20 protein-coding genes, 2 tRNA genes and 1 pseudogene are annotated in these 23,022 nt (G+C 50.9%); 15 read left to right on the plus strand and 8 right to left on the minus strand.

The genetic code is table 11. From position 1 onward, the window contains the following. Positions 1 to 2: 2 nt before the first annotated feature. Both ACN06F_RS04910 and ACN06F_RS04915 read right to left on the minus strand, forming a co-directional pair. On the minus strand, positions 3 to 935 hold the full coding sequence (locus ACN06F_RS04910; RefSeq protein WP_198348459.1) for an alpha/beta fold hydrolase: 933 nt from the start codon (positions 933 to 935) through the stop codon (positions 3 to 5). Between the two features lie 62 nt (positions 936 to 997). Beyond that, positions 998 to 1,609: a TetR family transcriptional regulator gene (locus tag ACN06F_RS04915; protein WP_433924777.1), complete on the minus strand. Its 612-nt coding sequence runs from the start codon at positions 1,607 to 1,609 to the stop codon at positions 998 to 1,000. 209 nt (positions 1,610 to 1,818) lie between these two features. On the opposite strand from ACN06F_RS04915, the gene ACN06F_RS04920 reads away from it, so the two are divergent. After that, on the plus strand, positions 1,819 to 2,850 hold the full coding sequence (locus ACN06F_RS04920) for a succinylglutamate desuccinylase/aspartoacylase family protein (RefSeq protein WP_038482376.1): 1,032 nt from the start codon (positions 1,819 to 1,821) through the stop codon (positions 2,848 to 2,850). 126 nt (positions 2,851 to 2,976) lie between these two features. On the opposite strand, the gene ACN06F_RS04925 is transcribed toward ACN06F_RS04920, so the two are convergent. Further along, entirely contained in the window at positions 2,977 to 4,389 is a 1,413-nt protein-coding gene (locus ACN06F_RS04925; RefSeq protein WP_198348458.1) for an ATP-binding protein, read from the minus strand. After that, entirely contained in the window at positions 4,386 to 5,048 is a 663-nt protein-coding gene (locus tag ACN06F_RS04930) for a response regulator transcription factor (protein WP_287705940.1), read from the minus strand. The genes ACN06F_RS04925 and ACN06F_RS04930 overlap by 4 nt, the downstream gene beginning before the upstream one ends. Before the next feature lie 246 nt (positions 5,049 to 5,294). On the opposite strand from ACN06F_RS04930, the gene ACN06F_RS04935 reads away from it, so the two are divergent. The 5 genes and pseudogenes from ACN06F_RS04935 to ACN06F_RS04955 all read left to right on the plus strand — a co-directional run. Continuing rightward, positions 5,295 to 5,672 (plus strand): diacylglycerol kinase, encoded by a 378-nt coding sequence (locus ACN06F_RS04935; protein ID WP_433924778.1) that lies wholly within the window; start codon positions 5,295 to 5,297, stop codon positions 5,670 to 5,672. Beyond that, entirely contained in the window at positions 5,654 to 6,340 is a 687-nt protein-coding gene (locus tag ACN06F_RS04940; RefSeq protein ID WP_084183665.1) for a phosphatase PAP2 family protein, read from the plus strand. The genes ACN06F_RS04935 and ACN06F_RS04940 overlap by 19 nt, the downstream gene beginning before the upstream one ends. A 24-nt stretch (positions 6,341 to 6,364) precedes the next feature. Next, positions 6,365 to 8,032, plus strand: coding sequence for a phosphoethanolamine transferase (locus tag ACN06F_RS04945; RefSeq protein WP_433924779.1), 1,668 nt, complete (start codon positions 6,365 to 6,367; stop codon positions 8,030 to 8,032). 75 nt (positions 8,033 to 8,107) lie between these two features. Then, a complete protein-coding gene (locus tag ACN06F_RS04950; RefSeq protein ID WP_038482390.1) occupies positions 8,108 to 8,476 on the plus strand; it encodes a hypothetical protein in 369 nt (122 codons plus the stop codon). 16 nt (positions 8,477 to 8,492) lie between these two features. Next, positions 8,493 to 8,600 (plus strand): annotated as a pseudogene (locus tag ACN06F_RS04955) (catalase); the annotation flags it as partial. Between the two features lie 62 nt (positions 8,601 to 8,662). On the opposite strand, the gene dusA reads toward ACN06F_RS04955, so the two are convergent. Further along, complete coding sequence (dusA, locus tag ACN06F_RS04960) at positions 8,663 to 9,691, minus strand: tRNA dihydrouridine(20/20a) synthase DusA (protein ID WP_433924780.1); 1,029 nt, start codon at positions 9,689 to 9,691, stop codon at positions 8,663 to 8,665. Between the two features lie 328 nt (positions 9,692 to 10,019). Between dusA and ACN06F_RS04965 the strand changes: the two genes are divergently transcribed. Then, the gene (locus ACN06F_RS04965; protein WP_198348452.1) at positions 10,020 to 10,601 is read left to right on the plus strand and encodes a hypothetical protein; all 582 of its coding nucleotides are present in this window, start codon (positions 10,020 to 10,022) and stop codon (positions 10,599 to 10,601) included. Between the two features lie 23 nt (positions 10,602 to 10,624). Here the strand turns inward: ACN06F_RS04965 and ACN06F_RS04970 are convergent, their stop codons facing one another. Next, positions 10,625 to 11,149 carry a helix-turn-helix domain-containing protein gene (locus ACN06F_RS04970; RefSeq protein WP_038482396.1) on the minus strand — a complete coding sequence of 175 codons (525 nt, stop codon included), beginning with the start codon at positions 11,147 to 11,149 and terminating at the stop codon, positions 10,625 to 10,627. A 285-nt stretch (positions 11,150 to 11,434) separates the two neighbouring features. On the opposite strand from ACN06F_RS04970, the gene gltX reads away from it, so the two are divergent. The 3 genes from gltX to ACN06F_RS04985 all read left to right on the plus strand — a co-directional run bounded on the left by gltX (position 11,435) and on the right by ACN06F_RS04985 (position 13,284). Next, positions 11,435 to 12,913 (plus strand): glutamate--tRNA ligase, encoded by a 1,479-nt coding sequence (gene gltX / locus ACN06F_RS04975; protein WP_038482400.1) that lies wholly within the window; start codon positions 11,435 to 11,437, stop codon positions 12,911 to 12,913. 137 nt (positions 12,914 to 13,050) lie between these two features. Next, a tRNA-Ala gene (locus tag ACN06F_RS04980) sits at positions 13,051 to 13,126 on the plus strand. A gap of 82 nt (positions 13,127 to 13,208) precedes the next feature. Next, a tRNA-Glu gene (locus ACN06F_RS04985) sits at positions 13,209 to 13,284 on the plus strand. A 420-nt stretch (positions 13,285 to 13,704) separates the two neighbouring features. Here the strand turns inward: ACN06F_RS04985 and ACN06F_RS04990 are convergent. Together ACN06F_RS04990 and gltA are read right to left on the minus strand one after the other, a co-directional pair. Continuing rightward, positions 13,705 to 14,586, minus strand: a complete 882-nt coding sequence (locus ACN06F_RS04990; RefSeq protein ID WP_433924781.1) for an NAD(P)-dependent oxidoreductase — start codon at positions 14,584 to 14,586, stop codon at positions 13,705 to 13,707. Positions 14,587 to 14,731: 145 nt separating this feature from the next. Further along, entirely contained in the window at positions 14,732 to 16,018 is a 1,287-nt protein-coding gene (gene gltA / locus ACN06F_RS04995; protein WP_083002030.1) for a citrate synthase, read from the minus strand. 486 nt (positions 16,019 to 16,504) lie between these two features. Here gltA and sdhC point away from each other — a divergent pair, with 486 nt between their 5' ends. The 5 genes from sdhC to ACN06F_RS05020 all read left to right on the plus strand — a co-directional run bounded on the left by sdhC (position 16,505) and on the right by ACN06F_RS05020 (position 23,005). After that, positions 16,505 to 16,882: a succinate dehydrogenase, cytochrome b556 subunit gene (gene sdhC / locus ACN06F_RS05000; RefSeq protein ID WP_171880175.1), complete on the plus strand. Its 378-nt coding sequence runs from the start codon at positions 16,505 to 16,507 to the stop codon at positions 16,880 to 16,882. Further along, positions 16,876 to 17,223 carry a succinate dehydrogenase, hydrophobic membrane anchor protein gene (sdhD, locus tag ACN06F_RS05005; RefSeq protein WP_038482412.1) on the plus strand — a complete coding sequence of 116 codons (348 nt, stop codon included), beginning with the start codon at positions 16,876 to 16,878 and terminating at the stop codon, positions 17,221 to 17,223. Before sdhC ends, sdhD begins: the two co-directional genes overlap by 7 nt. A gap of 3 nt (positions 17,224 to 17,226) precedes the next feature. Beyond that, on the plus strand, positions 17,227 to 18,999 hold the full coding sequence (gene sdhA, locus ACN06F_RS05010) for a succinate dehydrogenase flavoprotein subunit (RefSeq protein WP_009722512.1): 1,773 nt from the start codon (positions 17,227 to 17,229) through the stop codon (positions 18,997 to 18,999). 27 nt (positions 19,000 to 19,026) lie between these two features. After that, positions 19,027 to 19,737 (plus strand): succinate dehydrogenase iron-sulfur subunit, encoded by a 711-nt coding sequence (locus ACN06F_RS05015; protein ID WP_009722513.1) that lies wholly within the window; start codon positions 19,027 to 19,029, stop codon positions 19,735 to 19,737. A gap of 433 nt (positions 19,738 to 20,170) precedes the next feature. After that, a complete protein-coding gene (locus ACN06F_RS05020; protein WP_433925104.1) occupies positions 20,171 to 23,005 on the plus strand; it encodes a 2-oxoglutarate dehydrogenase E1 component in 2,835 nt (944 codons plus the stop codon). Positions 23,006 to 23,022: the final 17 nt, after the last annotated feature.

The following is a 23,022-nucleotide window of genomic DNA, read 5'->3' on the forward strand; positions in this document are numbered from 1 at the left end:
GTCTAGCCAAATAGGCGCCGCCATTGCTTAACGAGCCACTGGCCAATAGGGTTCAATGTAGCGGTGGCGCTTGTTGGTTTACTGCGGGGGAAGGCGCTTAGTGGCGTGTCGAGAAATTGACGGAGTGGTGTTACTTGCTCGGGTTGATTCAGCATAGGAGCATGGCCACACCCTGAGGCGGTGAAAGTAACTAAACCGGGTTGCACCTCTTTCATACGTGGCAGCGTTTCGGCATCCAGTAACGTTGATTCGGCACCCCGAATCACCATCACAGGGCAGTGAACGTTCGCCCAATCTGCCCATGTGTCTCGCGGTGTGTCATGGATGAATTGCTCGCCAATACGGGGGTCGAAGTGATAGGTCCAGCTACCATCAGGTAGTCGCCGAGCGCTTCCCAATGCCAGCGCTCGCCATTCATCATCAGTGGTAATTCCAAAGCTTGCATAGTGCTGTGTCAGCTCTTTTTGTAGGTCTACAAAGCTCGTAAAGCGGTGGGTTAGGCTGAAATAACTGGAGAGCGCGATTAGGCCGTCTTTATTCAACTCAGGCCCAACATCGTTCAGGATAAGCCTAGAAATCCGATGTTGATGTGTTTTGTCAGCAGCCAGCAGCATGCCCAATAGCCCGCCCATGGAAGTGCCCAGCCAGTCGACCTGCTTTAATTGAAAATGATCTAGCACGCCTATCGCCACGGTCATGTAGTGGCTGTAGAGATAATCGTGGGCAGGGAACAGTGACCAGCTGGAAAGGCCGCGACCAGGCGTGTCTGGTGCAAGAATACGCCATTCGCTGCCCAGCTGATGGGCTAGGGCTTCGAAATCACCGCCGTGGCGCGCAAGGCCATGCCATGCTATCAGCGTGCGGGGTGCGTCGGGATTCCAAATGCGCACAGCGATATCAAGTTCGCGGATACGAACAAATTCCAATGCATCCATAAAATTATCCTATGCTGACAATCCGCTCAGTATAGGTGTATTGCTGCATCGCAGCGAGATGGTTAGCGCTTCATCATGGTGATCAATGTATCGATGATCTCACCGCCGCGTTCGCGCAATGAAAACGATTCTGGGTTTCGTAACCAATCATGAAACAAGCCACCCAGTGCCGCCTGCATAAGCCGCGTTGCCACCTCGGGGGTTAAATCATCGCGTAGCAACTGCTGCTGTTGGGCCAGTTGAAATACCGACAGCATTTCATCAAAACACTCGTCTGCGATATCGTCCTGCATCTGAATCGGGTTGATATCGCTAAAGAATTCACAGCGATGCAGCAGAATCGATAAAATGCGTTGGTGGGACGGCTGCTCCATGCGGTTTAAGCCGGCATGGCAGGCAAGTTGTATGGCAGTTAGTGGTGAGATAGTCGGGTCGGCGTTGTTTACCTCTTCCATTAGCGACTGGAAGGGCATACGCACACGCTCCACTAGCGCCATAAAAAGGTCGCCTTTATTTTTAAAATGCCAATAAACAGCACCGCGCGTCAGGTTGGCGTGACGAGCAATTTGCTCCAGCGATGTGCGAGCTACGCCTTTTGCGAAAAACACCTCTTCAGCCGCATCCAACAGCGCTTCGCGAGTTGCAGTAGCCTCCGCTTTGGTTTTTCTTGCCATATAAAAACGTAACCTCAGTAATTGACACGTGATAAGCCCATTTTATCTTATGTGCACCACTTTTTACATTCAAAACTGTATGGTTAATTACTTTAGCTCATAACGTGGATTAACAAATTCGTCATTTGTCAGTAAAAAGCGTATAAGATTTATTTGGAAACGCCGTTTCGAAACGAAACCGTTATTAGGCACGCTATAGGATTTTCAGCATGGCGCGAGCACCTTTTACCCTGGCTGGGCGCACTGTAATGCCTGGCCAACGCTTACAAATTGATGTGCCTGTGGCACGCCTATATACCCACACGCAGCTGCATATTCCGGTTGAAGTCGTGCATGGGCGTAAAGATGGTCCGGTCATGCTGGTGTGCGGTGGGATTCATGGCGATGAAATTAATGGGGTCGAGATTGTTCGTCGCTTGCTGCGTTCCAAGGCAATCAATAGCTTGCGTGGCACGTTAATTGCTGTGCCCGTCGTCAATGTCTTCGGTTTTTTACAGCAAACGCGCTATTTGCCAGATCGACGCGATTTGAATCGCTGTTTTCCGGGCAGTGAAAAGGGCTCGCTAGGTGGGCGCATTGCGGCGCTATTTCGTGATGAAATTGTCGATCACGCCACGCATATTATCGACTTGCATACCGGTGCTATTCATCGCACCAATCTTCCGCAAATTCGTGCTCAGTTGCAGCCTGGCAGTGAAACTGAGCGCATGGCCGATGCGTTTGGTGCCCCCGTGGTACTCAATGCAGAGCTTCGCGAAGGTAGCTTGCGCCACTATGCTCAAAATCGTGGCATTCCGGTGCTTACTTATGAAGCCGGTGAGGCGCTACGTTTTGATGAGTGGGCAATTGCCCCCGGCGTACGTGGCGTTTTACGCGTGATGCGCCGTTTAGGCATGCTGGCGGGCGAGCAGCGTCGCCGCTCGCCAATGCCTGCTGAACTTGCCAATGGTTCCAGCTGGGCGAGGGCGCCTATCGACGGCATTTTGCGCCCCAAGGTGCGCCTGGGCGCTCGGGTAGCAAAAGGCGAGGTGCTCGGTAAAGTGGCAGATCCCTTCGGCAATGATGAAGGTGAGGTGCTTTCTATGGCCGACGGCATTGTTATTGGTATGAGCCGTCTGCCACTAGCGAACGAAGGTGAAGCGCTTTATCACATTGCCCGCTTTGATGAGATTGAAGAAGCTGAGACGGCGATTGAAAATTTTCAATCAAGCCTGACGCCTCAGCCTGATGCGATGTATTGATACTCGGCTTTGGTGCGTGGTACGTATTACTTACCGCTTGGTATTGCTGATGAGCAGTGATTGTCATTTTCAACAATTGTTGCGACTAAACAGTAATTGCTGTGGCGATCTCTATGTTGAAGCTAATTAACTATCTTGATGTTGGTTTTGCTCCCACGTCACACTTGCCGCTAGCCCGTTGGGCGTGCGATTACTAAGCGTAAGGCGTGCTTTTTGGCGCTGAGCCAACTCCGAGACAATCGATAAACCCAATCCGCTACCGGTGGTACCCTGGCCAGCAGCGCGCCTAAAGCGCTCAGTGACTTTATCCAAAAGTGCTTCGGGGAGTCCGGGGCCCGTGTCTCTCACTGTGAGTTGAGGCAACCCCTCCCAAAGCGCTAATTCTACCTCCACTTGACCGCCTTTCGGCGTATAGCGTAGGGCGTTATCCAGTAGGTTGCGAAAGAGAATTCCTACCTCAATTTCGTCGGCACGAACCTCCAGCTGGGTTAAGCCTATTAGCCTCAAGTGCTGATGACGCTCTTCAGCGAGTGGCCACAGCTCGGCTACCAATTCAGCAATAATCGGATAGAGGTCGATAGTGGCCGTTGAGGTTATGGCAACTTGGTCCAATCGAGCCAAAATAAGCAGTTGTTCTACCACCCGCTGAAGCCGTTCAACCCCGACATAAGCCTTTTGTAATGATTGCTCTCCGCCTGCCTGCGCATTATCTAAGTGGATTCTCAGCGCCGCCAAGGGTGTGCGTAACTCATGGGCTGCATCTGCAGTAAAGCGCCGCTCGCGTTCTAAGGTTTCTTTCAACCGAGTGATAAAGTCGTTTAGCGATTGGCGTAACCCTTTAAGCTCTTGAGGAACCGAATGATCAATTTTACGCAGGTCGTGCGCGGAGCGGCCTTGTACCTGCCTGGAAAGCGCTTGGATGGGGGCAATACCCCGCTGGATAATACGACTCATCAGCCAAAGCAGGAGTGGCAGCAACAGGAGCATCGGCAACAAATTGTTCCAGGTAATGCGCTCCACCACTGCATCATGAAACGAACCTCGCAGCCCCATGCTAATCCAGGTATCGCTGGCAACATCGAACATGCTGAAAACTCGCCAACGATGCCCGTCGTAGCTTTCCCAGCGAAAACCCTCTTTTAAAGGCGCAGGGAAGGGGCCTGCATCACTCCATTTGCCTCCTAGCAGCTTGGGTGAGCCATCGGCATTCCAAAAACCCAGGACTAATTTAAGCTCTTCCTCATGATAAAGCTTGGGATCTGATTCAGAGCTACTCACGGGCACTGGGTTACCGTCGCGATATAGTTGAGCTGGATGTTCAGGAAGGCCCATACGCGAAGCCAGGCGAGCATAGTCGTCAATGGTCGCGTTGGGATCGAGCTGGCTAGCCACAATCCGGCTATGCAGACTGAGCTGTGTATCGAGAATTTCCTCTAGCTCGTGATCGGTAATTAAATAAGCCGCGGTAACCGCAACACCCCCGGCGACAACCATGGTAATGGCTAGCGTGCGAAGCAGATAATGCCGTATCGATCTCATTGCGCCTGGCTATCCAGCCGGTAGCCAATCCCGCGCACGTTAATAATCAAATGCTTTTCAAGCTTTTTACGCAGATGATGAATGTGAACCTCCACCGTATTGGACTCTACTTCTTCGCCCCAGCCGTACAGCAAACTTTCTAAACGAGGGCGAGATAGCACCCTGTCCGGGTGTCTAGCTAGCTCTAGCAATAAGGCATACTCGCGTCGACCCAATTTTACGTCTTTGCCCCGCCAACTCACTGTATGACGAGCTTCATCAATGCTCAGTGCACCCAGCGTTAATATTTGCGAGGCACGCCCCTCAGCGCGCCGCATTACGACCCGCAAACGGGCGAGTAGCTCCTGCAAATTAAACGGCTTGAGCACATAGTCATCCGCTCCCGCATCTAAACCGCCAATACGGTCTTCCATCGCATCACGAGCCGTCAAAATCAGAATAGGTAGAGTAGATTGCTGTCGGAGTAAACGCAGTACCTGCATACCGTCCATATCGGGCAGGCCAAGATCCAAAATAATCACGCTGAAGGTCTCGCTGTCGATAGCGCTGATTGCCTCGCGGCCAAGCATAAACCAATCGACCGTGTAGCCCTCACGCTCTAGGGCCGTCTTAATGCCATCCCCAAGCAAGGGGTCATCTTCTATTAGCAGTGCGCGCATGCTGATCCCCTCAATCGACAAGCTGCTATCTTCGCTACCAAAACTTAAGCTTTTCTTAAATACGGTAACTTACTATTCCAAATAGCACACTCATCTGAATTCAACCAGTAAGCCAGCCAATGCAGTGGGTAGCACCACCACACAGTGATGACCACTTATGTTCTAGCGACTGAATTAACGGCATAACTGTTCGTTAAGTTTTGCACTTTATAGTGACGCTACTATTACGTTATCGAGTGTACTGTCTTGCCTATCTCAACTACACCAAAACGCAATGGCACGGGTGTTAAACGCATCTTTCGCGCCTCTATAAATGCAGTGTCGGGTATAAAAGCTTGCTGGGTAAATGAATCTGCCTTTAGACAAGAGGTGATGCTCTGTCTCATTCTCTACCCTGTTATATTTTTTGTTAATGCCACTTCTGCAGAAAAAGCGTTGTTGTTTTCTTCACTCACCCTTGTAGTGATAGTGGAACTCATTAACTCCGCCATAGAAAACACGATTGACCGTATCGGACTAGAAAATAACGAACTTAGCGGGCGTGCTAAAGACATGGGAGCTGCCGCCGTCATGATGACCATTTTTATGATGATGGGTGTATGGCTATGCGTACTGATCAACTAAATGTTATCAAACCAGTAGCATGCGCATGGATTTTGTTTCTAATCGTCATGTCGGTTTTTAGTGCTTTAAATATAGACTTCACGATAACTGATTTTATCTATCGCCTTCAGGGTAATGCTTGGGCATGGAAAGATATCTATCTTACCCAAGATATCCTTCATAAAGGCGGTAAATGGCTAAGCTTGGCTATGGGGTTAGCCACACTCCTACTATTGATACTAAGCACCACGGTTACTTGTCTTAAAGCGTATCGCACGCCACTTTTTTATCTTTTTTCCACAACGCTTCTTTCAGCGTTACTTGTAGCAACTATTAAACACCTGGTGAGCATGGAATGCCCTTGGGATTTAGTTCGCTATGGTGGAGCACGTGACTTTATTGGCTTGTTCAACATGCGGCCTTCCTCAATGCCAGCGTCCGCCTGCTTTCCCGCCGGGCATGCCAGCGCAGGATATACGTGGATAGCCTGCTACTTCTTTTTTGCCGCCATACGGCCCCAATGGCGATGGGCAGGGCTCGCACTGGGTTTAGGGCTTGGCCTTACGTTTGGAATCACTCAACAGTTTCGCGGGGCGCACTTTCTCTCCCATGACCTCTGGACCGTCATGATTTGTTGGACCGTAAGTTTTGTTCTTTCAAGATTTTTATTACGCCCAAGCGTTCATTAATCTTTTCATACAGAGATCCTTTCGATGTCCTCTTTGCTATCATTGCCTTCAAAAACCTTTGACACCGTTTGGCATTATCGTCCCGCATTAAGCACGGAGCAGCTTGTCTTATGGGCCGTTGTCATCTTCAGTGTTTTTTACAATGTCCCTTTTTGGCAACAAGCCTTTGCTGGCTATGACCCTTTTGCCGCCAAAACGTGGCTAACCTTTGTCAATATGTTTTTGGTGATGACCTGTCTTAACTATTTGGTCTTCGTTAGCCTTGCTTTTCGAATGCTGGTAAAACCCTTATTAATCTTGCTGTTTCTAATTGCCGCCTTCGTTAGTTACTTTACCAGTTACTACGGCACCTATTTTGATACCTCCATGCTAGAAAATGTGCTTCAAACGGACACTAACGAAGCACAGGAACTGCTCACAGTTGGTTTGCTGATTCATTTGGCGATCTTTTTTGGTTTGCCTACCGTCATGATTTGGCGAGTTAAAGTAACACCTTCAACCTGGAAGAAAGCAATATTACGTCGCTCGGCTTATTGTCTTGCCAGCACTGCTATATTGCTGTTGGCGATCTTCTTATCTTATCAAGAGTTGTCGTCACTCATGCGCAACAATAAAGAGCTTCGCTACTTGGTGACCCCTGGTAATTATATTGTTTCGATGGCGCAGGCTCTTTCCAGCCAACACGCTACCGCGAATACGGTGCGTTCTCCTGTGGGGGAGGACGCCCGTATCAGTTCGCAAGTGGGCGACAAACCTACACTACTCGTCATTGTGGTGGGCGAAACGGTACGGGCGTCGAACTGGGGGTTAAATGGTTATGAACGCCAAACCACACCTAAGCTTGCCCAGCAGCCTGACGTTATCAATTTTTCAGATGTTTCCTCATGTGGTACAAGCACAGCAGTCTCATTACCCTGCATGTTTTCATTACCGGGGCGTGCCGATTACGCTAAATCTTATGCACAGCAACATGAATCGTTGCTGGACGTATTAGCCCACGCCGGTTTAGAGGTCACCTGGCTTGATAACCAGTCAGGCTGTAAAGGCGTCTGCGAGGGAGTGACGACAAAAGCGCTTGCGCCAGAGGGCTATGCGTCTTTGTGTCAAGATGGGCGATGCTTGGATGAGGCACTGGTTCAAGCTTTAACCACGCAAATTAGCGGTACCTCAGCTGATCAGGTGGTCGTGCTGCACCAGCTAGGCAACCATGGCCCCAGCTATTACCAACGCTACCCTGATGACTACGAACGTTTTGTTCCCGCTTGTACTACCGCTGATTTATCCAAGTGCTCAAGAGATGCCATTACCAACAGCTACGACAATGCCATTCTATATACCGACACTGTGTTGGATCAGGTGATTGAGACGCTAAAGCATCAGGATGAATACGCAACAGCAATGGTCTATCTCTCTGATCATGGTGAGTCACTGGGCGAAAAAGGGCTTTATTTGCACGGTATTCCCTACGCCATTGCCCCTGACGAACAGACGCATGTGCCTATGGTTTGGTGGCTGTCCAGCTCATTTTCACAGCAGCAAGGGCTTGATACGGACTGCCTACGACAAATCTCTGATCAAGCCGCCTCGCACGATAACTTATTTCACAGCGTACTGGGTTTGCTAGACATAGCAACGGACGTTTACCAGCAGGCAGAAGATATTAGCCAACTGTGCCAGAGCCGCACCAATTAATGAATGTTTAAGTGATCGTTAAGTATTACATGGCAAGCTGTTTTTCACTCCGCTCAACTATTCTGGTGTATGCACATGGTTTTATCGCATCTATTGGACTCTAACCAAGGTTTTTGGAGACGGCTTCTACCCAAGAAAATGGCAACAGCGGAGGGCTTGGTAGACGGTGGCAATACATCTATTAATTCTGCTAAATGGCTTTCCTTTAGAGCTAGCGTTGTTTTAATTACTTTGCTAGCGACGCTACTGTGGTTAATGGGAATAGAAAAAATCGAGACCACCATTGCCATATTCAGTGTAACGTCGAACGGTATATCTCAGTTAATTAGACGCTATTATTATGTAAATGTATTGAAAATTGTTGGAAATGATTTAATAGATGCTCTCGGTGCATTAGGAGCTGCTGGGGTTGGAACAGTAATAATTTTATATTTATTGGGTTAGCACGATTAATATGCGTGATGATGCCAAAAAATACCGCATCAACCCCTTCGATTTAACCAAGGTCTGGTCCCATAAAGATTACCCATCAATCGACGTTGGTAAGCTGTCGCCCGGCCGCAATCCATAGCGGCGTTTTACGCCTAGCGCGCCCAAGTCGCTAGGCGACGTATTAACATGTAAGCCGAATTAGGTCGCGGGTTGTAGTGCTTCCTGGGTCTCTGTTTCGGGTTCGCGAACTAAGCTAAGCGCTTCATCGAAAAGCCGCAGGCCCGCGTCCTCTTTGTGCGCGTGCTCAGACAGGTGGCGACGGAAGCGTCTGCCACCGGGACAGCCCTGAAATAACCCCAGCAAATGGCGGGTTATGTGATTCAGCTTGGCCCCTTCATCTAACCGCTGCTGAATATACGGGCGAAATGCGTTAGCCGCTTCCAAGCGCGTGCGCGCTGGCCCCACTTCACCAAACAGCTGCTCATCGACCCCGGCGAGTAGCCACGGGTTCTGATACGCCTCGCGGCCCACCATCACACTGTCTACGTGCTCAAGCTGGGCTTTGCACTCGGCAAGGGTTTTAATCCCCCCATTAATGCCAATATGCAGCTCTGGGTGGCTCTGTTTCAGACGATACACGCGGGGGTAGTTAAGGGGCGGTACATCCCGGTTTTGCTTAGGCGACAAACCCTGCAGCCATGCCTTGCGCGCATGAATGGTAAAGACGTCGCAACCGACATTCGCTACGATCTCAATAAACCGCGCCAAGTCAGCATCTTCATCCTGATCGTCAATCCCGATACGGCACTTCACCGTGACCGGAATCGACACTGCCGCCTGCATAGCTTTCACCGCCTCTGCCACTTTTTCAGGGTAGCCCATCAAGCAAGCGCCAATCATATTGTTCTGCACTCGGTCGCTGGGGCAGCCGACATTCAGATTGACCTCGTCGTACCCCCACGCCTCGGCAATGGCTACACACTCGGCCAGCTCTCCCGCATCGCTGCCACCCAGTTGCAACGCTATCGGATGCTCAACATCGCTATAGCCTAAAAAGCGCTCACGGGGCGTTCCATGCAAAATGGCACCAGTGGTCACCATCTCGGTGTACAGCAATGTCCGCTTGGTTAACGTGCGTGCAAACGCGCGGTAATCGCGGGTTGTCCAATCCATCATGGGGGCCACAGAAAACAGACGAGCAGCGTCTGCTGGGCTTGCTTTAGTCATATCAATCACTTGCATCATTCGATGCGGTATAAGCCAGTCGTGGTTGCTTAACAGCGGGGGAGTCATTGGCGAGCGATTGTACGCAAAAAGCGGGTTTGAGTACAAAGTAGGCGCTGCTTAATTGTGAAGGTAGAGGCCGGCAAAGGTGGAAGATGTCGCTTGTTCAAAGTCCGGCGCGTAGGTATTGAATCTACAAAACGAAATTAGTTTCGTTTGTCAATGAAATAACCCCTGTGAGCCCTGCAGCACTTTGCTTCTTTTGCGGTCTAATTCAATGTGATGAGGGCTAGGCAGTGGTAAGCTGATATTTCGTTGTTGAGGAGTCTCTATGCATAAGACACTAGGTGGTATCAGTTTAGTGTTGGTGATCGTGCTGCTGCTGGCTGGCTGTGGCGGTCAGGAGGAGGAGTCACCCTCAGATCCGCCTGAGTCGGTCGTTGAAATGCCTAGCCCACAGCAAAGCGCCGAACCACAAGAGGTGGTCGATCCTCTCGTTGTAGCCATTTCGGCTAGGGCCTCTCTGCGCTCTGATCGTCGTTTAATGGTAGAAGGCGAAACCAACCTGCCGGATGGCGCTCTTATTCAGGTAACTATTGAGCGTGAGATAAGCCGCGTGCGTTGGCAGGAGCGTACCAGTGTTTTACAAGGGCGGTTTAATGCTGGCCCCTTTGGTTCTGGCAGTGGCTTACCGGATGGACGATATATTGTGCAGGTCCAGCTTTCAGTAGCATCTGTGCAGCCAGAAGTGGTTCAGGCGCGCATTGGTAGTGAAGGGGAGCACTTGGCTGGCGAGCTGGTTAGTCAAACTCGCCATGGATTAGGGCAGGTTGCCACCTACTCGCGCAGTTTCTTAGTGGGCAGTGAACCAAGACGTACGCGCGACCAGGTGGACGTAGTTGAAGAAATGTAGGACGTGGGGGAGATAAAAATGCTTTAGGCAGGAGACCAGTGTGCTAGCAGTACCGCATGTATGGTGGTGTCACTGGGCGCTTTAGCAAAATGCTCAATAACATAACCTTGTTCTTGCTGGATCAGATAATGACCAGCTTTGTGAAACACATGGGTAGGGCCTAATAGCACTAAGTCGCCTGCTGACACCGGTGAGAAATCCGTTTCTTGGCCGGGAGTTGCCATTATGCAGGGAGCTTTCCAGTCAATCTTTAGCGGCAGATGATGCGGCACCGTCATCATAGTTGCCTGAACCTGTTCCCAGGGGAGGGGGCCAGTATGTGTCAGGGTCAACAGAGGGGCGGCGCTGTCACCTTCTAGCAGGGTTGCCAAAGAGCAATCAAGGGCATCAGCGAGCGCAACAAGGCGTTCGTGGCCGATTTGTTTGATCGCACCGGATTCCCAGTAAGAAATGGTGACATCTGATACGCCTACTTTACGTGCGAGGGCAGCTTTGTTGAGCTTGGCCCGAAGCCGCAGTTGCTTTATACGTGAGCCTAGCGATTCCATTTCATTTTCCTATCGATGAGCTAAACAAGCTCGTTGAGTGTACTTCCACCCTATTCGGCGGCGCTCTGTGCATACTAAAAATCGCGAGGCGCTCTCAAGTATGGACACGAATCATAGGGGCTGCGCCATACTAAGCGATTGTGCTTTAACGCGCATCTTCCTATCAGTGAGCTTCCAACTTTTGATCAGACGCTTTTAAGTCAAACTCGTTCCCTGCAAGGTACTGCTGGTTGCCGTAAGGGTGCGTATAATGGCGAGACGCTTTATTGCCAAAAGGACATTTTGATGACCGTTCGTACTCGTATCGCGCCTTCTCCAACGGGTGATCCGCATGTAGGTACTGCCTATATCGCGCTGTTTAATCTCTGTTTTGCGCGCCAGCACGGTGGCCAGTTCATTCTGCGCATTGAAGACACCGATCGGGTTCGGTCTACCGCTGAATCAGAACAGATGATTTTAGATTCGTTACGTTGGCTGGGGCTGGAGTGGGATGAGGGCCCTGATGTGGGCGGCCCTCACGGCCCGTATCGGCAAAGCGAGCGTGGTGATATCTACGCTCAGTACGCCCAGCAGCTTATGGATGCGGGGCATGCCTTTAAGTGTTACCGCACCAGTGAAGAGTTGGATGAACTGCGGGAAGCTCGCAAAGCGGCTGGTATGCACTTGGCTTTGAAGCCCGTTGATTTAGCGTTGGCTGCGGATGAGCAGGCTCGTCGTGAACAGGAAGGTTGGCCTTATGTCGTTCGTATGAAGGTGCCGAGTACCGGCGTTTGTGTGGTGAACGATATGTTGCGCGGCACAATCGAAGTTGAATGGGCGCAAGTTGACGCGCAAATTCTGCTGAAGTCAGATGGCATGCCTACCTATCATCTGGCAAACGTGGTTGATGATCACCTAATGAACATTACCCATGTGCTGCGCGGTGAAGAGTGGATTAATTCAGCGCCTAAGCATCAGTTACTTTATGAATACTTCGGCTGGGAAATGCCGCAGCTGTGCCATATGCCGCTGCTGCGCAATCCCGATAAGTCCAAGCTATCCAAGCGCAAAAATCCGACGTCGATTAACTATTATCGTCGTATGGGATTCTTGCCTCAGGCCGTCACTAATTACTTAGGCCGTATGGGTTGGTCGATGCCTGACGAACGCGAGAAGTTTAGCCTGTCAGATATGATGGCTGAGTTTGATATTCAGCGAGTATCGTTAGGTGGGCCAGTGTTTGATTTGGAAAAACTGACCTGGTTGAACGGCGTTTATATTCGTGAAGACTTAGATGACGACGCGCTACTTCAGGCGCTTCGGGAATGGGCATTCAATGAAGAGTACGTGAAGCAAATACTTCCTCAGGTGCGTCCACGTGTGGAAACCCTTTCCCAAGTAATCCCGCTGGCGGGGCACTTCTTCTCTGGGTTGCCTGCGCTAACGGAAAACGACTTTGCTAGCGTGAAGCTTGAGAAAGAAGAGCTGGTTAAGCTGCTGCAGTTCTTGGTGTGGCGTTTTGAAGCCGTGCCTGCATGGACGAAAGAGGTGCTCTTAGCTGAGGTTAAAGTGCTTGCTGAGCATTTCGATATTAAGATGAAGGCTTTCCTAGCCCCTGTCTTTATTGCCATTACTGGCAGTGCGTCGAGTACCTCTGTAATGGATGCCATGGCAATCTTAGGTTCTGACGTGACGCGAGCACGGCTACGTAATGCCATTGAAGTACTAGGCGGTGTTTCTAAGAAGCAAGCCAAACGCTTTGAAAAGGAGTTTCGTGATCTCTAATGCCTAGTTGATGTTTAGGGCTCGGCACTAGCGGGCTTTCCAGAGGTGCCTGTGATACGGGTGCTTGAAAAGGGTGCTTGAAAGGCTTGACGAAGGCGGGCGTAATCAGTAACATACGCTCCGTCTTCGAGACATGTGGGGCCTTAGCTCAGCTGGGAGAGCGCAACACTGGCAGTGTTGAGGTCAGCGGTTCGATCCCGCTAGGCTCCACCAATATTGAAAACTCTGGTTGTCAATTTTCAATTCAAAGTTTTCAATATAGTGTCTCAAGGCCGTATTTATTTAGGTTAATAACGTCCCATTCGTCTAGTGGTCTAGGACACCGCCCTTTCACGGCGGTAACAGGGGTTCGAACCCCCTATGGGACGCCATCTCCTACTTCCCCGAAATTTATTTGCAGATTTATTGTCGGCAAACATTTCTCAAAATACGCATTTTAATTAAAGGCAATGAGGCAACTCATCTGTCGGTTTTTGCGTTCCCGTTATTATGGCTGTTGGCTGAAATCATTCTCATTTCAAGCGTTTTTGGACGATTTTGTGCTTGACTTGTCCACTTTTGCAAGTTTGCGGAAGGGGTTGTGCACAACCTCGGGCTGTTGTCTCAAAAAATCAGTGATTTAGAATTATTCCTTTTAAATCAATAAGTTATATTAGGTTAAAAAATGATCAATTTAAGGCTGGGTCACTGTTCATGGCGATTGTGGGACGTTTTGTAGTGGTTGTGAACAGGGTTATCCACAGATAGTGTGGAAAACCCTTTTCAAGATCGAGACGCTTAAAAGTCAAGCATTATTCTGGCTTTTGGAGGCGTTTCAAAAGCGACGAAGTGTCCCAGCGTCCTCCATCCATGCGTTGCACATCAGCATAAAATTGGTCAACAAGGGCGGTGATGGGTAGCGTGGCGCTCAGTCGACGAGCTTGCTCTAAACAAATCCCTAAATCTTTGCGCATCCAGTCCACTGCAAATCCATGATTGTACTCATTGGCAATCATCGTTTTGTGGCGGTTTTCCATCTGCCATGAGCCAGCAGCACCCTTGGATACCACATCAATTACTTGTTGTTGATCCAGTCCTGCTTGTTCAGCAAAGTGAAGACCTTCGGCAAGACCTTGCACTAAGCCAGCAATACATATCTGGTTAACCATTTTAGTAAGTTGGCCACTGCTAGCGCTGCCCATCAGTGTGACGGCACGGGCGTAGTGATTAAGGATGGGGTGGACAGCGTCAAAGTGTGTCTGTTCACCACCACACATAATCGTCAGCGCGCCATTTTCAGCCCCTTGCTGCCCGCCGGAGACGGGGGCGTCTAAAAAGGCTACACCTTGCTCGCGGCAGGTGGTGTCTAATTCCAGAGCAAGGTCTGCAGAGGCAGTCGTGTGGTCGATGAGATAGGTGCCGGCTGTCATGCTGCTCAGCACGCCATCGGTGCCGATAGTTACTTGCCTGACGTCGTCGTCATTGCCTACGCATATCAAAACAAGGTCAGCGCCGTCAGCGGCTTCTTTGGGGGTGGCATGTGCGGTGCCGCCATACTCGTTTGCCCAGGTATCTGCTTTACTGCTTGTGCGGTTGTAAACACGCGTTGTAAGGCCTTGTTTGGCAAGATGGCCTGCCATGGGGTAGCCCATAACGCCCAGGCCAATAAAAGCAACAGTAGTGATGGTTCGCATAGAGCACCTTGTGGGTGTGTGATGAGTATTAGGGGGCTGGAATGTTATGTGTAGAGTAATAAAGAAAAGAGAATTTACGACAAGCAAAAGGCCACCCGTGGGTGGCCTTTTATTATCCTAGTCACGCTACGTTGTTACCGTGGCGTTATTTTTTAGGATAGTCGCGCATATCGTGGCCGATATACAGCTGACGTGGGCGGCCAATTTTGTAGCTTTCGCTGAGCATTTCATGCCAGTGAGAGATCCAGCCAATGGTGCGAGATACCGCGAAAATAACGGTAAACATATTGGTCGGTATGCCCATGGCTTTGAGAATGATGCCAGAGTAGAAGTCGACGTTTGGATACAGCTTACGCTCAATGAAGTACTCATCTTCAAGGGCGATTTGCTCTAGGCGCTTGGCGATTTTGAGCTGCGGGTCGTCAGCTAAGCCAAGCTCGGCAAGGACTTCATCACAGGTCTCTTTCATTACTTTGGCGCGCGGGTCAAAGTTGCGATATACGCGGTGACCAAAGCCCATCAGCTTGAAGGGGTCGTCTTTATCTTTTGCTTTGTCGACAAACCTCTGAATGTTTTCTTCAGAGTCGTCGCCAATTTCATCAAGCATATTCAGTACGGCTTCGTTGGCACCGCCGTGTGCTGGGCCCCAAAGTGCTGCAATACCGGCGCTGATACAGGCAAAGGGATTGGCGCCGGTTGAGCCTGCTAAGCGTACTGTAGAGGTCGAGGCGTTTTGCTCATGATCCGCGTGTAACATAAAGATGCGGTCCATGGCTTTCGCGTACACTGGGTTGATTTTGTACTCTTCGCACGGATTGCTGAACATCATGTAGAGGAAGTTTTCTGCATAGCTCAGGTCGTTGCGGGGGTAGTTGAACGGCTGGCCAACATTATATTTGTGCGACATTGCGGCCAGGGTCGGCATTTTTGCAATGAGGCGAATAGCGCTGATCACGCGATCTTCTTCTTGGGTAATGTCCATGTGGTCATGGTAGAAGGCAGCTAGGCCGCCAACGACGCCACAAAGAATAGACATTGGGTGCGCATCGCGGCGAAACCCTTTGAAGAAATTGTTGATTTGGTCGTGCACCATGGTGTGGTTACGAATGCGCGACTCGAAATCTGCATACTGTTCATCGTTAGGCAGTTCACCGAATAGTAGGGTGTAGCATACCTCGACAAAATTAGACTCTTTGGCCAGTTGGTCGATAGGGTAGCCGCGGTGAAGCAGCACGCCCTTGCCGCCATCAATATAAGTGATAGCGGACTGGCAGGAAGAGGTGGCCATGAAGCCGGGATCGTAGGTAAACAGGCCTTCAGCACCTAAGCCGCGTACGTCGATGACGTCGGGGCCAAGTGTGCCGGAATACATGGGTAGTTCGATCGATTTTTCTAGACCGTCTACCGTCAATGTCGCTTTCCTGTCAGCCATGCTGGCCTCCTTTCGAATTCGGTTTGGGACGTAATGTCGTTGTTTCGCATACCGCGCCGGCGAAAAGGCTCGCCTACTATAGAAGTGTGCGACATTTTGTCAATTAGCCTAAGCGCTAGGTATCCTTGTACAGCTGTTGTTGTGTTGGATAATCTTTGTATATGATAAGCGTGGAGTTCGTGGTAGAGGCGTCAGGGGGTTGACGACACGTTAACGGACTTATCAAACCATCAATCTCCTGTCACTATAACCATGCTGCAACGCAAAATCGACTCAGGTTGACCTCATTTTTCTTGCACCATAGTCGAGTTAAGCTTGAGTTCGGTTTGTCAGCAGGGGCGAAGGTTCTTATAATCCACGGCGCGCGACCGGCAGGTAGGAGGTCGTGCTCGACTTGGCAACGGCCGAGCCCCTTCCAGCAACCACTGCCCGCTCGGGCCATGCCCGACCTGTCGCAGAGCGGGCCAAGAGAGTGTGTATAACGCCGTGAATAGCAAACGACCCGTAAACTTAGACCTTACTACGATACATTTCCCACTACCGGCGCTAACGTCGATTACACACCGTATTACGGGTGTCATCCTCTTCGTTGGCCTGATTTTCGCTTTTTGGGCGCTGGGTAAATCGCTATCGTCTCCGGCTGGCTTTGATGCCGTCAGCAACGCATTGGCCAATAACTTTTTCGCCAAGTTCATTGCCTGGGGATTGTTATCCGCATTGGCATTCCATTTTGTAGCAGGTATCAAACACCTGTTGATGGATGCGGATATCGGCGTGACCCTAGAAGGTGGCGTGAAAAAAGCACAAATCACTGTTGTCGTCAGTGTCGTTCTGATCATCCTGGCAGGAGTTTGGGTATGGTAACTAACATCACAAGTTTTGGCCGTAGCGGGTTATCCGATTGGCTAATGCAGCGCGTTTCAGCGGTAATCCTGGCTGTATATACCGTCTTTATCGTCGCCTACCTGCTGCTCAATCCTAATCTGGATTACTACGCTTGGAGTGGACTGTTCGATCAAACTTGGATGCGTATTTTCTCGCTGCTCGCATTTGTTTCCATTGCAGCGCACGCCTGGATCGGTTTGTGGACGGTCACCACCGATTATCTCAAGTCCACTCGCCTGCGCGTGGGTGCCCAGACTCTGATTATTCTGGCCATCTTCGTATATCTGGTGTGGGGCATTCAAATTCTGTGGGGAGCTTGATACATGTCTAACCTTCGTAGCCTGACATTTGACGCCATTATCATCGGTGGCGGTGGCTCTGGCTTGCGTGCTGCTTTAGAGCTTGCCAAATCTGGCAAAAAGACAGCCGTACTGTCCAAAGTGTTCCCGACACGCTCTCACACGGTTTCTGCCCAGGGTGGTATTACTTGCGCCATCGCATCGTCAGATCCGAACGATGACTGGCGCTGGCACATGTACGACACTGTTAAAGGCGGCGACTACATTGCCGACCAAGACGCAGCTGAGTACATGTGTTCAGAAGGCCCGAAAGCGGTGTTTGAACTTGAGCACATGGGGCTGCCGTTCTCGCGCTTTGATAATGGCCGTATTTATCAGCGTCCGTTTGGTGGCCAGTCGAAAAACTTCGGCGAAGGCGGTCAGGCGGCACGTACCTGCGCAGCCGCTGACCGTACTGGCCACGCACTGCTTCACACGCTCTACCAAAACAACCTCAAGAACAACACCACGTTCTTGAATGAGTGGTACGCGGTAGATCTGGTGAAAAACAGCAACGGTGATGTGGTTGGTTGTATCGCCATGTGCATCGAAACTGGCGAAGTTGTCCACGTTAAATCGAAAGCCACTGTTCTGGCCACGGGTGGTGCAGGTCGTATCTACGCCTCTACTACTAATGCCTTGATCAATACTGGCGATGGTATCGGCATGGCGTTACGTGCTGGCTTCCCGATGCAGGACATGGAAATGTGGCAGTTCCACCCGACCGGTATTTATGGTGCGGGTACGCTGGTCACTGAAGGTTGCCGTGGTGAGGGTGGTTACCTGATCAATAAAGATGGCGAACGCTTCATGGAACGTTATGCGCCGAACGCCAAAGACTTGGCAGGCCGTGACGTTGTTGCACGCTCAATGGTCATGGAAATTCTGGAAGGTCGTGGTTGTGGCGAGAAGGGCGATCACGTCTTCTTGAAGCTTGATCACCTGGGTGAAGAAGTTCTTGGTAAGCGCCTGCCGGGTATCGTTGAGCTGTCGAAAACGTTTGCTCACGTTGACCCTGCTAAAGATCCGATTCCTGTCGTGCCTACTTGCCACTACATGATGGGCGGTATTCCGACCAATATTCATGGTCAGGCAATTACCCAGGACGAAAGCGGCAACGATCATATCGTTAACGGTTTGTTTGCTTGTGGTGAAGCGGCGTGTGTATCGGTTCACGGCGCTAACCGCTTGGGCGGTAATTCGTTGCTGGATCTGGTGGTCTTCGGTCGTGCGGCGGGGATGTTTATTGAAGGCGCGCTGAACGAAGGTATTGATTACCTGGATGCTTCTGAATCTGATATCGAATCAGCGATGAAACGTATTACGCGCTGGAATGAATCGGAAGGTGGCGAGAGCATTCCTGAGCTTAAAGCAGAGCTCCAAGACATCATGCAGACCTCTTTCGGTGTATTCCGTGAAGAGAAGAATATGCAGGAAGGTGTCAAGAAACTGGCGGATCTGCGCAGCCGAATTGCCAATGCGCACCTGCCTGACAAGTCCAATGCGTTCAACACGGCGCGTGTTGAAGCTTTAGAACTTGATAACCTAATGGAAGTGGCAGAAGCAACGGCGATTGCTGCCCTTGAGCGTAATGAGAGCCGTGGTGCGCACTCGCGCTACGACTATCCTGACCGTGATGATGTCAACTGGCTGAAGCACTCGCTTTACTTCCCGGCCACGAAAGAGCTGAAGAAGCGCGACGTTAACTTCAAGCCGAAAACTGTTGATACATTCGAGCCTAAGGTTCGCACCTACTAATCTCTGCACTGACGAGAGGGAGTCACCATGTCTAACCTTCAGGTATCCGTATACCGCTACAATCCGGAAACCGACTCCGCGCCCTATATGCAGGAGTTCCAGGTCGATACTAAAGGCCGCGATCTGATGGTGCTGGATGTTCTGCATCTGATGAAAGAGCAGGATAGCGGACTTGCGTTCCGTCGCAGCTGCCGTGAGGGCGTATGCGGTTCCGATGGCATGAACATGAACGGTAAAAACGGCTTGGCATGTATTACGCCGCTGTCAGATGTTGTGAAAGGCAATAAGCTGACCTTGCGCCCGTTGCCGGGTCTGCCGGTTATCCGCGATATGGTTGTGGATATGGGGCTGTTCTATAAGCAGTACGAGCGCATTCAGCCATACTTGCAGAACGATGAGCCTGCACCAGCGATTGAGCGTCTGCAATCACCAGAAGAGCGCGACAAGCTCGATGGCCTGTATGAGTGTATTCTGTGTGCCTGCTGTTCCACGTCCTGCCCGTCTTTCTGGTGGAATCCAGACAAGTTTGTCGGTCCGGCTGGTTTGCTACAGTCTTATCGCTTTCTTGCGGATACACGTGACACGGCTACCCGCGAACGTCTTACCAGCCTGGAAGATCCGTTCTCCGTGTTCCGTTGCCGCGGCATCATGAATTGCGTTGCGGTTTGTCCAAAAGGGCTAAATCCGACCCGTGCAATTGGTAAAATTCGTGAAATGTTGTTGGCTGATGCGACGTAAACGCCTAATCCTATGAAAAAAATGCGATCGCTACGTAAGTTGCTGCACAAAGCCACTTAAATCGTGGCGCTTCGCTTGTTATCATAGGGGCGTTAGGTGGTGCGGCGACACGTCGCACTACCTAGCCAGTCAAGTTTAAAAGCCGGTGCCGCAAGTACCGGCTTTTGAGCATGAACTGATTGAGCACGACTAGATAAAAGAAGCCTTCGTATTAACGTAGTAAGTAGACGAAGGTATAATAGTACGTATGAAATAGAGCGTACTGAAGTGGTACGTAGTGAAAATGTAGTACTTACAGCTAGTATGAATAGGGCTTCCGGCCTTCGGTCGGCGCCGCCGGCATATGTCCCGCCCCGCCGGCAGGGCAATAGCGATGTCGTTGCGCGATTGCAGCGATACCGATACCACCCCATCAGTGCAGGGTGACCGAGAGATGCAACAAGGCATAATGGAGTTGATGTGGCGTTCCTCTCACGTTAGTGGTGGCAATGTCCACTACGTGGAAGCGCTTTATGAGCAGTACCTCGCCGATCCTGATTCTGTCTCAGATGAATGGCGCAGCTATTTTGATCAGTTGCCTCGTTCTGAGGGCAGTGCCTCCCACGATGTTCCACTAAGCCCCACTCGTGATCAGTTCTACCAACTGGGTCGTGAAAGTCGCCCAGGCCGGGTAGCCGCCGCCTCCGATAGCGGTGAGAATAAAAAGCAGGTGAAGGTCCTGCAGCTGATTAACGCATACCGCTTTCGTGGTCATCAGAAGGCCAATATCGACCCGCTAGGACTGCGTAATCCCACCCCCGTCCCAGACCTCGATCTGTCATTTCATCAGCTTTCCAAAGCTGATCTTGATACCGAGTTCCAGACCGGTTCGTTTTTTTTAGGTATTGATAAAGCACCGCTGCGTGAGATTGTTGATGCGCTGGAGCAGACCTATTGTCGCTCTATCGGTTGCGAGATCATGCACATTGTCGATACCGAAGAGAAACGTTGGTTGCAACGGCGTTTTGAATCGGTGCGCAGTGCGCCGAAATTCAGCGACGATGTGCGTAAGCATGTGCTTGAGCGCCTTACCGCTGCCGAAGGTTTGGAAAATTACCTAGCGTCTAAATATCCAGGTACCAAACGCTTCGGTCTTGAAGGTGGTGAATCATTTGTTCCGATGATGGACGAGTTGATTCAGCGCTCCGGCGGCTATGGCACTAAAGAAGTTGTTATTGGCATGGCTCACCGTGGCCGTTTGAACCTGTTGGTTAATATTCTGGGGAAAAATCCCGCTGAATTGATCGACGAGTTCGACGGTAAAAAGGTGATTGAGCGTGGTTCTGGTGATGTGAAATATCACCAAGGCTTCAGCTCTAACGTCATGTCGCCTGGTGGCGAAGTTCACTTGGCAATGTCGTTTAACCCGTCGCATTTGGAAATTGTTGCGCCGGTAGTAGAAGGCTCGGTACGCGCACGTCAAGATCGCCGTAATGATGAAGAGGGCAGCAAAGTACTGCCAATCAACGTTCATGGCGATGCAGCGTTTGCTGGTCAGGGCGTGGTCATGGAGACATTCCAGATGTCTCAAACCCGTGCCTACAAAACCGGTGGCACAGTACACATCGTGATTAACAACCAAGTGGGCTTTACAACGTCGAACCCCTTGGATGCGCGCTCCACCGAATACTGTACTGATATTGCTAAGATGGTTCAGGCGCCGATTTTCCATGTTAACGGCGATGATCCAGATGCGGTTATCCATGCGACCCAAGTGGCGTTGGATTACCGTCAACAGTTTAAGAAAGACGTTGTTATTGATCTGGTGTGCTACCGCCGCCGCGGCCACAACGAGGCCGACGAGCCATCGGGCACCCAACCGATGATGTACGCCAAGATTAAAGATCACCCTTCTTCGCGTTCACTCTATGCAAAACGTCTGGTCGAGCAGGGCGTATTGTCAGAAGAAGACGCTAAGGCAATGGTTGAAACCTACCGCGATGATCTTGTGGCGGGCAACCACGTAGCCAATGCCTTGGTGCAAGAGCCTAATACATCACTCTTTGTGGATTGGGCTCCCTACCTGGGGCATGAGTGGACCGGTGATGCAGACACTACCTTCGATATGAAGCGTCTGCAGCAGTTGGCCGCGAGAATGTGCGAGGTTCCTGATGGCGTCGAAGTTCAGCGTCAAGTCGCTAAAATCTATGAAGACCGTCGCAAAATGCAGGCGGGCGGCATGGGGCTTAACTGGGGCTTCGCTGAAACGCTAGCGTATGCCACGCTGCTTGATCAGGGGCATCCGATTCGTATTACCGGTCAGGATGTTGGTCGTGGGACGTTCTCTCACCGGCATGCGGTTATCCATAACCAGAAAGATGGTTCTACGTACGTACCGCTGCAGAATATGTCAGACGGTCAACCGCGCTTTACCATTCACGACTCTTTCCTATCGGAAGAGGCTGTGCTGGCGTTTGAGTACGGCTACTCCACGACAGCGCCGGGTGACTTAGTCATTTGGGAAGCCCAGTTTGGTGACTTCTTCAACGGTGCCCAAGTAGTGGTTGACCAGTTTATCTCTTCTGGTGAGACCAAATGGGGACGACTGTGTGGATTGACCATGCTGTTGCCACATGGCTATGAAGGTCAGGGGCCAGAGCACTCCTCCGCGCGGTTAGAGCGCTTCTTGCAGCTGTGCGCTGAGCACAACATGCAGGTGTGTGTGCCGACGACTCCCGCACAGATTTATCATCTGATGCGACGTCAAGTCATTCGTCCGTTGCGTAAGCCGCTGGTGATCATGTCGCCGAAGTCGCTACTGCGCCACAAAGAAGCGGTATCTAGCCTAGAGGATCTTGCTCACGGCAAGTTCTACATGGTGCTACCGGATCAGGCGAATCTTGAAGCAGAAAAGGTGACTCGCGTTATCATGTGTGCCGGTAAGGTGTACTACGACCTAGCCAACTGGCGTGCAGAAAACGAGCGTGATGACACGGCGATTATTCGTCTTGAGCAACTCTACCCCTTCCCGAAAGAAGAACTTTTGGAAGTGCTCCAGGCGTATGCCAATGTGGAAGACATCGTGTGGTGCCAGGAAGAGCCCCTAAACCAGGGCGCTTGGTACTCAAGTCAGCACCACATGCGCGCCGTCGCCGATATGCTGAAAGATGGCCTCGGACGTGATTTGAAATTTGCAGGACGTCCTGCCTCTGCCGCACCGGCAGCGGGCTATATGTCCGTCCACACTGAACAGCAGCGCCAGCTGGTGGAAGACGCTTTTAACCTATAAGCGCCCATCGGGTTTAG

This window comes from Vreelandella sp. 21 (assembly GCF_050995515.1).
Lineage (GTDB): Bacteria > Pseudomonadota > Gammaproteobacteria > Pseudomonadales > Halomonadaceae > Vreelandella > Vreelandella alkaliphila.